The organism is Acidovorax sp. (assembly GCF_022763525.1).
In the GTDB taxonomy this organism is placed as follows: Bacteria; Pseudomonadota; Gammaproteobacteria; order Burkholderiales; family Burkholderiaceae_C; genus Acidovorax.
The window spans coordinates 1-10,205 of record NZ_JALEGG010000083.1 but is presented as its reverse complement, the minus strand read 5'-3'; the positions used below and the strand labels follow the sequence as shown (position 1 = coordinate 10,205).

Genomic DNA, 10,205 nt, shown 5'->3' with positions numbered 1-10,205 from the left:
TGGGCCTGGCCTCGCTCACCCGGCTGGACGGGGTGCGGATGGCGCGGGAGCGCATGCCTGCCCTGATGGAAACCATCGGCCATACGCTGGCATTGGCCGTGTGGGGCAACCATGGCCCGACCATCGTGCATTGGGAGGAATCGCCCCAGGCGGTCACCGCCAATCTGCGGCTGGGCGACGTGATGCCGCTGCTCTCGTCGGCGACGGGGCGTTGCTTTGCGGCGCACATGGCGCCCGAAGCCGTGGCCCCGTTGCTCAAGGAAGAACTGGCGCGCGCCACCAAGATGCGCCGCACCGACCTGCCCGCCACGATGGCCGAAGTCAACGCCCTGCTGGCCGAGGTGCGGGCGCACGGTGCCGCCCGTGTGGTGGACACACTGCTGCCGGGCATCGTGGCGTTCTGCGCGCCGGTGTTTGATGCAGACGGCCACCTGGAGCTGGGCATCACGACGCTGGGTTCCATCGCCACGTTCGACCCGGAATGGGGTGGCGCCATCGACGCCCCCCTGCGTGCCGCCGCGGCGCAGCTGTCGCGCGACCTGGGCGCGAACCTCCCGTCTTGACCTCGGCGACCACAATCCTCCCCATGCCCCGCCGCGCGCTGGTTCTGATTACCGCCCTGGTGCTGGCCGCGCACTGGCTGGTCCTGGGCGGGCTGCCGCTGGGATGGCAGTCTGCCGCCCCGCCACCGGCGCCAGCCTTCAGCACCCGCAGCATCTCCCTGCCGCCGGCTGCCCCGGCCCCTTCTTCTGCCCCTTCGGCTGCAGCATCGCCAGACCCCGTCAAGGCCGCCGCCACGCGCAAAAGCAAACCCACGCCGCCCGCGCCCAGCCCGGCAACTCCGCCACCGACGAGCCCCCTGGTCGGCACCGCACCCGCCACGCCCCCGGCGGAAAGCCTGCCTTCGGCCAGCGAAGACGCGGCAACACCTGCGGAGCCCCCCGCACCCGCGGCCGAGAGCCTGGCCGCCGCCAATCCAGACACCGAGTCCGCGGCCCCCTCTGCCACGCCTTCCTCGCCGCCGCCCCCTTCCCCTCCCGCTCCCGCCTCCGCAGACGCCCGCACCGACGCCGGTGTGGACATCCGAGCTCCCGGCGGCGGCCCGGGACAGGCCACCAGCACCGCGCCGCCCCCGGTGCGTCTGCCAGCCCCCGCCCGCCTATCCTTTGACGTCCACGGCCAGGCCAAGAAATTCGCCTACTCCGCCAGCGCCGAGTTGCTGTGGCAGCACGACGGAAGCCGCTACGAGGCGCGGCAGGAAATCAGCGCCTTCCTGCTGGGCAAGCGGGTCCAGCGGAGCGCGGGCCACATCACGGCCCAGGGGCTGCAACCCGAGCGGTTCTCCGACCGCTCGCGCAGCGAACAGGCCGCCCACTTCGACCAGGCCAAAGGCCGTGTCACCTTCAGCGCCAATACGCCGGAAGCGGCCATTGGCGCGGGCGCGCAAGACCGGCTGAGCGTCTTCATCCAGCTCGGCGCCCTGCTCGCGGCCGATCCCGGGCGGTTTGTGCCCGGCACCGAGATTGCCCTCACCACGGTGAGCGCCCGCAGCGCCGACCGCTGGACCTTCACTATCGAAGGCCCGGAAACCCTGGAGCTGCCGGCCGGCCCTACCCCAGCCCTCAAACTGCAGCGCCTGCCGCGCAAGGACTACGACCAGAAGGCCGAGCTGTGGGTCGCCCCCGGCCTGGGTTACCTGCCGGTGCGCATCCGCATCACCCAGGCCAATGGGGACTTTGCGGATTTGCTGCTGCGCAGCAGCACCGCCCCTTGAGTCCATCCCCGCCAGCCGCCTTGGCACGGGCGGTGTTGCGCCTACGCACCATGGGGCTCAAATCGCCTGCCAGCGTCGGGCTGCAGGCCATTTCGTGAAATACTGGTACACAGCAAGCTGGCGCAGACCTGTGCGGACCGTCGCGGTCAGACAAGACGCTACGCCCGTGCCGGTTTTTGCCGCAAGCCGCCCCCGGGGCTTGAACTCTGCGCCGCCGCTGTCATCTGACTTTCTAATCAACCAGGGGAACGCGATGCACATGCTCTACGACTCGGAGTCTTTTGTGGTGGTCCACATGCTGCCCGACGCGGCCGAGCCAAGGAGCGCCCCGGCGCTCAATGACACTGCGCCCGCTGGGCCTCAGCTTGCGCGCCACGGGTTTGAAATCGTGGACAAGCGCTCCGGCAAGGAGGTGTACCTGGATGGCTCCTGGGCAGAAATGTTCCAGGAACAAATCCTGGCGTGGCAGCGCGAAACCCCCACGCAGGAAGAGGTTGAGGACGCGCTGGACCGCTATGCCGGGCTGGCGCAGAACCCGGTCGTGGTGCACTGATCCCCGCGGAGGCGCTGCGGGGCGGCTCTTGCTCGTCGTCGCTCGCGATCGCGCGGCGCCAGTTTCGCGCGCCGCTGACCTGTCACTCCCCGGTCGGATAAATCCGCCGGTACATCGGTTCCACCAGGATCAACACGGCAATCAGCCGGCACACCTGCAGTGCCGTGACCACCGGCACGCCGAGCTGAAGCACCTTGGCCGTGATGGCCATCTCCGTAATGCCGCCGGGGGACGTGCCCAGCAGCAAGGTCACCCAGGGCAGGCCCGTGGCCCAAGCCAGCAGGGCGGCAAACGCCGCACAGATGGCCATGAGGCCCACCGTGCCCACGGCCACGGAGGCCAGCCAGCGTGGTGCGGTGTGCAGGAACTCCTTGCGAAAACGCACCCCCAGGCTCACGCCAATCACGAGCTGCGCTGCATTCACCAGCCCCTGCGGAACGGCAGACGGCACGAATCCCGCCATCGTCAGGCCCATCGAAACCACCATGGCACCCATGAACCACGGGTTGGCGCGGCCCAGGCGTTCCATCACCCATGCACCGGCCCCGGTCGCCAATGCCAGCAACGCCAAGCCCGGCCACCAGACGTGCCGCACGGTGGGCGGCAGGATGTCCAGGCCATGAAGCCCACTCCACTGCAGGGCGAAGGGAATCGTGACGGTTACGATCAGGAGCCGCAGGCTGTGGCTGGCGGCCACGAGGTCGGTGCGCGCGTTCTCCCGCTCGGACAGCAGCGTCATTTCAGACGCCGCGCCGATGGCGCCTGAAAAGTAGCTGGTGGCCCGCATCATCGGCGCCGGCAGCCCGTGCATGCGCGGCGCATGGAGGCGATACAGCCACGCGCCGAAGAGCCAGCCCAGCAGCAGCGCCCAGCCAACGGCCAGTGCGATGGCCCACCAAAGCCCGCCGATCAACGCCACCACCTCCGGCGTGAAATACAGTCCCAAGGCGGCACCAATGGTCCACTGCCCCGTATTGCGCAGCGGGCCCCAGCTTTCGGTCGGCCCGCCAGCCATCGACACCAGCGAAGTGGCCAGAAGCGGGCCGATCATCCACGGCAAGGGCGTACCCAAGGCGACACAAAAGGCCGCCGCGGCCCAGGCGAGGGCGAGCGTGGCGGCAACGCGAACGGGAAAAAGCTGGGACATCAGGAGAACATGCTGGAAGCGGAGCGACGTATGCATGGGCGCGGGTGAGGCAAGTATCCCGCACCGGGCATACGCAATCCGCCAGCGCTCGTGCACGCCCCCGCTGCCCTGCAGCGACCCGTTGGCGCACGGCGCGCCACACGTCAAAGAAAATGGCCCACAGCGCCTGTCCCACAAGCGCAACCAGCTATTCTATTTATAGCACCCTGATGGCCCCGCGCCGCGAAGCCATCTCATCACCCATGGCGCTCAGCGCCTCGGCAGGCAGCAAGGCAAGGGCTGCCGGGTACACCAGCCCTTCTTCCACGGCGATGTGGTCCGCATAGTGGGCGGCAAAGCGTTCCAGCGCGGCTTCATCCTCGGCGATGAACGCCGCGCACGTGGCCTGGGCCAGCGCCTCCAGGGGTGCGCGGGCGGCCGCCCAACTCGCGGCCATGGCAATGTGGTCCTGCTGCAGCTGCCGCACGGCCCGGGCGACCTCCGGCGCGCCATGGGCCAGCAGCAGGGGAAACAGGTGCAGCTCTTCGTCTTCGTGGTGCAGCGGCGCGGCCATGTCGAAGTAGCGCAGCACATCGCGCGCGGCCTGGCGTGCGTTCTCGTCAGCCCCCTGTTCGCGCACATGCGCGCGCAGCCGCATCAGCAACGCCAACGTGCGCTGCACGCGCTCGTGGCAAGCCTCGAGCATGGCGAAGGGCTGCTCAAAGCCCACTGCGGGCGCGGTGAAGCCTGGAACGGGACGCGCGGGAACAGCCGTGGACGCCATGGCAGATCAACCAAAACGCACAGGCTGGCCCTGGCGGTCAAAAGGAATGAAGGCACCGTGGCTGCCGGCCTTGATCGAATCGACCATGCGCTGCAGCGGCGCCTCGGCCTCCGCGCTGGTGGGCGCACGATTCAAGGTGCCCGACATGGCGGCCGCAAACACCATGGCCCAATCGTGTCCCGGCGCGGTGAACTGCTGAGCCTCCCGCACAAGCGCATCGAACGACGCGAGCTCCTGCGGAGTCTTGTCCACGCACATCAGCGGTACCAGCGCGCCGCCCTGCCCTGCCTCGAAGCGCGCACGTTGCGCGGGGGTGGCGTCGTCGGACAGCTCGACCGCCGCGAAGACAAACAGCAGGCGCTGGGGTTCGGGCTGCAGGCGCGCGGCGCGCAGAAGGTCATCGAAGCTGAAAATTTCCATGGAAAGGGTCTCAAAAAACGGTCACAAGAAAAGCGGCCACCTCAAAAGCCGGGGACCACACCCCGTCCCGGCTGCAGCGTGCTCACATAGCTGCTGGCGGCGGGGCGCACCCGCACGGCCTTGCGCGAGACCACGGTGCCAATGCTGATGAAGCACACGGCCTGCTCGCTGGGCAGCAACTGGAAGAGCGCGCGCAACCCCGCCGCCTTGAGTGCCTTGCCGCTGGTCAGCGCCGAGCCATACCCTTGCGCCGTGGCCATGAGCAGCATGTTCTGTACGGCGCAACCCGCAGAGACCATGCGTTCGGCCAGATCCACCTCGGGGTCGCCGCGCTGCGCATCGACCACGGCCAGCAGCAGCACGGGCGAGCGATGGGCCTTTTCACGGGCTTGCTCTGCCTGTTCGGGGGAGGCCTCGGGGTCGCGTTCGAGCAGCGCCTGGGCAAACACCTCGGCCAACGCTGGCCGCGCAGGCGCAGGGACGAGCACGAAGCGCCACGGCACGAGCTGCCCATGGTCGGGCGCGTGGGCCGCCGCCCCCAAAATCTGCGCCAGCTCGGCGCCAGTGGGGCCGGGCGCGCCCAGCCGCTTGGGCAGGATGGTCTGGCGTGACTGGATCAGCGCCGCGGCCATCGCAGCAGGCTCGTCGGAAGGCGCTGCTGCGACGCGGCTCGCCGCGGCATCGCGGGGTGCGGACGCTGCCACGGAGCCCGGGTGGCGGGCGGGCTTGACGGGCCAGGGAATCACAGCCATTTGCAGGTCCTTGAATTGAGTCAGCCGGGGCGGCCATCCGCGCGCACACGGCCATACCAGCCGCCCAGGCGCAAGCCCCACACGCCCATGGTCAGAGCCCAAAGGCAGGCAGCAGCCGGCAACATCCAGGTCCACGCCATACCAAAAATGCCGGGCAACTCGGCGGCGATGCGCAGCACGGTGGCGGCCTGCAGCATCCAGAACAGGCTCCACGCGGTGCGGTCGGCCACCAGGGCGCGTCCGCTGTGCCCGCAGGACACGCGCGTGACCATGGCCAGCATCAGCGAGGCCAGGCAGCCCATGGTGAGTGCGTGCAAGGGCCCCAGGCCCAGCGCGGCCATGCCAAAGCGCCAGGCCAGCCAGTGCGATGCGCCCGCCAGCAGGAACGACATGCCCAGCCAGAGAAACCCAATGTGCAGCATCGCCAGCAACCGGTTCTTGAGGCTCTGAACCAATCCCCAGACGCAAGCCAGCCACACGAGGATGCCCCCCACGGCCAACTGCAGCGTTCCGAGCACCAGTGTCCAGGGCGGCCCGGCACCCACCACGGGCACGCCCGCCCACTCCAGCCATGCGGCCACGACCTGCATCAGCGCGGCGCCGAGCATGAGCCACAATACCCAGAACGGCCGCCAAGCCTGCACCATGGGCATGGCGCTGGAGGTGAAAAACGGAATCATGCGGTGCGCCACGGTGACGTACACCACCACCACAAATCCCCATAGCCCCGTGAACACAAAGGCGCGGGCCAGGGCGTGCGTGCCGAACGCCAGGCTCAAGCCCAGCCCCACCATGCACAGGCACCCGACTCCGCAGCCCGCCGCAATCACCCGCGCGTGCAGTTGGTCCTCGGCACGGCTCAGGCGCACCCGCCCCCAGAACAGGGCGGTCATCCAGACAAGCCCGGCACAGGCCAGCGCCAGCCCTGCCAGGGCCGCGCCAATGCGCCAGTGCGCACCCACAAGCCACAGCAGCCAGCCCACCGCCTGTGCCAGCAACGGCCACTGCAGCGCCTGCGGAGGCAGCGGCTCGACCCCCAGCCACTTGGGCCCGGCCGTGAAAAGGAAGCCCGCAAAGAACAGCGGGATGAAACCGAGCACCATCACGGCCGAGTGCACCACCGTGGGCGACATGGCGTAGTACATGCCCCACCAGCCCGTCGAGCGTGCGAGCTGCACCACAGCCCACCAGCCACCCGATGCCACGAGCACCGCCATCCCGAGCAGAAAACCCAGCCGATGGGGCGCCAGCATCACGTACTGCCAGCGCCAGCGCCGGTCCAGCGCTGCCAACGCTTCAGGAGAGTGCTTTCCCGATGCCGGACGCACGGGGATCACGGGCCGAGCACTCACCCGCAGGCTCCCAGGTGGCCGCACTGCGTGCAGTAATCGCAGCCGTCCTTGCGAATCACAGCGTGCGCCCCGCACTCGCTGCACTTCTTGCCCGCCATGGCCTGCGGCACCGGCACGGGTGGGGCCGCGGGCTCGCCCACCCGCAGTTGTTGCTGCACCCGGTCGGCCACGCGGCGGGCCAGGATGTTCTGGATGGCAAAGGCCATGGCCGCCACCTCGGAATCGTGCCACATGGGCACGAGCGTCCCGTCGTCCTTGCGGTGCGTTCCCAGCCGCACGGGGCCACGGTCCCAGGCCACCTTGCGCATGTCGCTCAGCGCCCGCTCCAGAAAGCCCCCGCGCGCTGCCAGCGAAAGCAGCCGCATGCTGGAGGTGATCCACTGCTGCGACTCGCCGCTTTGGCCCACGGGCATGAAGAACTCGATGGCCCGGTCCACCGTGCGGTCGCCCACGCCCGTGGGCACCGGCAGGAACGAGACGATGAGGTAGAGCGTCTTGTGGCCTTCTTGCGTCCAGTACTCCAGCTTCTCTGCCACGGCCGAGAGTCCGCCCTGGGGGCGGCTTTCGATCACGGTGCGCATGGGATCCACCGGTACGGCGGACGCGGCTTTGGGCGCAGGGGCCGGCGCCTCTGCCGTCGGCGCGGGCACGTGGGTTTCCAGCACCGAACCCAGAATGGTGTTGGGGCGGTACGTCGCCAAGCCCTTCAGACGCGCGCGCCAGGCCTGCAGGTACAGGTCCTTGAAATCGTCATAGGGGTAGTCGGCGGGGATGTTGACGGTCTTGGAGATGGCCGTGTCCACGAACGGCTGCACCGCCTCCATCATCGCGATGTGGTCCTGCGCGGACATGGCGAGCGCCGAGACGAAATAGTCCGGCAGCGCGTTCACGTCGCCCCCCAGCTCCCGGTACAGCCGCCAGGCGTGATCCTCCACCGCGTATTCGGTCGTGCTGCCGTCGGACTCGCGCTTCTTGCGCTTGTACATCCACGAGAACGGCGGCTCGATGCCGTTGGAGGCATTGTCGGCAAAGGCCAGGCTGACCGTACCCGTGGGCGCGATGGACAGCAGGTGGCTGTTGCGGATGCCATGCTCGCGAATGGCCGCCTTGAGCGCGTCGGGCAGGCGGCTGGCAAAGGTGCCTTCCAACAGATAGGGATCGGCCTGGAACTTGGGAAAAGCCCCCTTCTCCCGCGCCAGGTCCACGGAAGCGGCGTAGGCCGCATCGCGCATGCACTCGGCAATGCGCGCAGCCATGGCGCGGCCCTCGGGCAGGTCGTAGCGCAGGCACAGCATCGCCAGCGTGTTGCCCATGCCGGTAAACCCCACGCCGATGCGCCGCTTGGCCATGGCCTCGTCGCGCTGCTGCGGCAGCGGCCAATAGGTCACGTCCAATACGTTGTCAAGCGCCCGCACCTGGAGGGCCACGGCCTGCGCAAAGGCTTCGAAGTCAAATGCCGCCACGCCGCCAAAGCCGAAGGGATGGCGCACGAAGCGGGTGAGGATGATGGGCCCCAGGTCGCAGCAGCCGTAGGACGGCAGGGGTTGCTCGCCACAGGGGTTGGTCGCCGCGATCTCCTCGCAGTAGTGCAGGTTGTTGTCTTCGTTGATGCGGCCCAGGAACAGGATGCCGGGCTCCGCGAAGTCGTAGGCCGACTTCATGATCGTGTCCCACAACTCGCGCGCGGGCACGGTGGAGTAGACCCACAGTCCGTCCGCCCGCTGGCGTGCACCCTGGGCCAGCAAGGCGGCGCCCGGCTGGGCCTTGTGCACCAGCTCCCAGGCTGCGTTGTTCTCCACGGCGTGGATGAACTCGTCCGACACGCCCACCGACACATTGAAGTTGTTCCAGCGGCCGGGTGTGCGCTTGGCGGTGATGAACTCAAGCACATCGGGATGATCGATGCGCAGCACGCCCATTTGCGCACCCCGGCGCGCGCCCGCGCTTTCCACCGTGGAGCAGGACTGGTCGAACACGTTCATGTAGCTGCACGGACCCGAAGCCATCGATGCCGTGGCCTTGACCTGCGCGCCCTTCGGCCGGATGCGCGAGAAGTCGTAGCCCACGCCACCACCGCGCCGCATCGTTTCGGCAGCTTCCCGCAGGGCCTCGTAGATGCCCGGAAAGCCGCCGTCGTCCACCCCCTGAATGCAATCGCCCACGGGTTGCACGAAGCAGTTGATGAGGGTGGCCTGGATGTCGGTGCCGGCGGCGCTCATGATGCGGCCGGCGCCGATGGCGCCCGCCTGCAGGTTCGCCAGGAAAAGTGCCTCGTACTTGCCCCGCAGGTCCGGAGCCTCCACCGAAGCCAGGGCGCGCGCCACGCGCTGGTAAAGCTCCTGAACGGTGGTCTCGCCGGGCTTGAGGTATTTCTCGCGCAGCACGTCCATGCTGATGGGCTGCAATGCGGCCGCGGGCGAATCGGTGTTGGAGAGTGGGGGCTGGGGTTCGCGTTTCATGGGGGCAGATGATTTGGGTTTCACGCGGCCAGGGCTTTGCGCTCCCTCAAGAACGCGGCATTCCCCCGGTTGCCTCCGGGCGCCGCGTCAGCGGGCGGTCACAACTCGTCCAGAAGCACCTGCCCATCATGCTCCACATAGGGGTGGTAGGGGCCCGTGCCGCTGTTGTCGGCCTGCGAGGCCGGCACGAAGCCACCCGTCGTGACATCGAACACATGCACCTCTCCTTCCTCGATCACATAGTGCCAGCCGTGCAGGCTGATCTGGCAGCTTTCCACCCGGCTGCGCACCATGGGGTATTCCATGAGCCGCTCCAGCTGCAGCACGATAGCCCTTTGCTCGGTGCGGCGCAGCACCTCCGGAGCCGGCTGCATGGGCAGCACCGCCTCACGCCCCAGGTCCAGCCAGCGGTTGAGGTTGGGCGCTTCCGGCGAAACCTCACCATACATCGCCTTGATAGCCCCACAGTGACTATGGCCGCAAACGATGATGCGGCGAACCTGCAGATTGAGCACCGCAAACTCGATGGCGGCCGTGGTGCCGTGGTGACCATGCGATCCATCGCACGGCGGCACAAACGCACCGACGTTACGCACCAGAAACAATTCGCCGGGACCGGCCCCCGTCAGCAGATAAGGCACCAAGCGCGAATCAGAGCAGCCAATGAACAAGGTGGTCGGATGCTGCCCCTCGTCTACCAGGGTCTTGAACTGCTCACGGTACTGGGGGAACGCGTCGTTGTGGAAACGGCGCAGGCGGTCGAGCAGTTCGTCAGGCATGGTGTTGTCCGGTGCAGCGCAAGGGCTTACTGTACAAGCGGTGTTTCGGCCGCATCCAGCACCACGCCCTCCAACACCGCAGCTCCTGCCAGCACTTGCAGGTATTGGCGCAGCGCATTCACCCAGGTCTGCTGACGCAGCGTCACGGCAATGGCCTGGCGGACTTCCTCGAACGCCGGCTGCCTCCCCGGATCGCGCGCCACCAC

Annotated in this window: 10 protein-coding genes and 1 pseudogene; 3 read left to right on the top strand and 8 right to left on the bottom strand. The window is 68.3% G+C overall.

Annotated features, from left to right (window positions below; genetic code table 11):
* The 3 genes from MRY84_RS06285 to MRY84_RS06275 all read left to right on the top strand — a co-directional run.
* A partial coding sequence (locus MRY84_RS06285; RefSeq protein ID WP_291504887.1) for an IclR family transcriptional regulator C-terminal domain-containing protein occupies positions 1-563 on the top strand: 563 nt, incomplete at its 5' end.
* 23 nt (positions 564-586) lie between these two features.
* Positions 587-1,774 carry a DUF3108 domain-containing protein gene (locus MRY84_RS06280; protein ID WP_291504886.1) on the top strand — a complete coding sequence of 396 codons (1,188 nt, stop codon included), beginning with the start codon at positions 587-589 and terminating at the stop codon, positions 1,772-1,774.
* Positions 1,775-2,027: 253 nt separating this feature from the next.
* Positions 2,028-2,327 (top strand): DUF3567 domain-containing protein, encoded by a 300-nt coding sequence (locus MRY84_RS06275; protein WP_291504885.1) that lies wholly within the window; start codon positions 2,028-2,030, stop codon positions 2,325-2,327.
* A gap of 82 nt (positions 2,328-2,409) precedes the next feature.
* Here the strand turns inward: MRY84_RS06275 and MRY84_RS06270 are convergent, their stop codons facing one another.
* The 8 genes and pseudogenes from MRY84_RS06270 to MRY84_RS06235 all read right to left on the bottom strand — a co-directional run.
* Positions 2,410-3,474 (bottom strand): AbrB family transcriptional regulator, encoded by a 1,065-nt coding sequence (locus MRY84_RS06270; RefSeq protein ID WP_291504884.1) that lies wholly within the window; start codon positions 3,472-3,474, stop codon positions 2,410-2,412.
* A 196-nt stretch (positions 3,475-3,670) separates the two neighbouring features.
* Positions 3,671-4,237, bottom strand: coding sequence for a hemerythrin domain-containing protein (locus tag MRY84_RS06265; RefSeq protein WP_291504883.1), 567 nt, complete (start codon positions 4,235-4,237; stop codon positions 3,671-3,673).
* Between the two features lie 6 nt (positions 4,238-4,243).
* Positions 4,244-4,657 carry a ribonucleotide reductase subunit alpha gene (locus MRY84_RS06260; RefSeq protein ID WP_291504882.1) on the bottom strand — a complete coding sequence of 138 codons (414 nt, stop codon included), beginning with the start codon at positions 4,655-4,657 and terminating at the stop codon, positions 4,244-4,246.
* A gap of 41 nt (positions 4,658-4,698) precedes the next feature.
* Complete coding sequence (locus tag MRY84_RS06255; RefSeq protein WP_291504881.1) at positions 4,699-5,409, bottom strand: nitroreductase; 711 nt, start codon at positions 5,407-5,409, stop codon at positions 4,699-4,701.
* Positions 5,410-5,429: 20 nt separating this feature from the next.
* Positions 5,430-6,761 carry an NnrS family protein gene (locus MRY84_RS06250; protein ID WP_291504880.1) on the bottom strand — a complete coding sequence of 444 codons (1,332 nt, stop codon included), beginning with the start codon at positions 6,759-6,761 and terminating at the stop codon, positions 5,430-5,432.
* On the bottom strand, positions 6,758-9,220 hold the full coding sequence (locus MRY84_RS06245; protein ID WP_291504879.1) for an adenosylcobalamin-dependent ribonucleoside-diphosphate reductase: 2,463 nt from the start codon (positions 9,218-9,220) through the stop codon (positions 6,758-6,760). Before MRY84_RS06245 ends, MRY84_RS06250 begins: the two co-directional genes overlap by 4 nt.
* Positions 9,221-9,318: 98 nt before the next feature.
* A complete protein-coding gene (locus MRY84_RS06240) occupies positions 9,319-9,999 on the bottom strand; it encodes a carbonic anhydrase (RefSeq protein WP_291504878.1) in 681 nt (226 codons plus the stop codon).
* Between the two features lie 26 nt (positions 10,000-10,025).
* A pseudogene (locus MRY84_RS06235) lies at positions 10,026-10,205 on the bottom strand (peptidylprolyl isomerase); the annotation flags it as partial.

Excerpts from the sequence above, each read along its gene's own strand:
- MRY84_RS06265 (WP_291504883.1), bottom strand. The coding sequence starts at position 4,237 with ATGGCGTCCACGGCTGTTCCCGCGCGTCCCGTTCCAGGCTTCACCGCG.
- MRY84_RS06260 (WP_291504882.1), bottom strand. The coding sequence starts at position 4,657 with ATGGAAATTTTCAGCTTCGATGACCTTCTGCGCGCCGCGCGCCTGCAG.
- MRY84_RS06255 (WP_291504881.1), bottom strand. The coding sequence starts at position 5,409 with ATGGCTGTGATTCCCTGGCCCGTCAAGCCCGCCCGCCACCCGGGCTCC.
- MRY84_RS06275 (WP_291504885.1), top strand. The coding sequence starts at position 2,028 with ATGCACATGCTCTACGACTCGGAGTCTTTTGTGGTGGTCCACATGCTG.
- MRY84_RS06270 (WP_291504884.1), bottom strand. The coding sequence starts at position 3,474 with ATGTCCCAGCTTTTTCCCGTTCGCGTTGCCGCCACGCTCGCCCTCGCC.
- MRY84_RS06280 (WP_291504886.1), top strand. The coding sequence starts at position 587 with ATGCCCCGCCGCGCGCTGGTTCTGATTACCGCCCTGGTGCTGGCCGCG.
- MRY84_RS06245 (WP_291504879.1), bottom strand. The coding sequence starts at position 9,220 with ATGAAACGCGAACCCCAGCCCCCACTCTCCAACACCGATTCGCCCGCG.
- MRY84_RS06240 (WP_291504878.1), bottom strand. The coding sequence starts at position 9,999 with ATGCCTGACGAACTGCTCGACCGCCTGCGCCGTTTCCACAACGACGCG.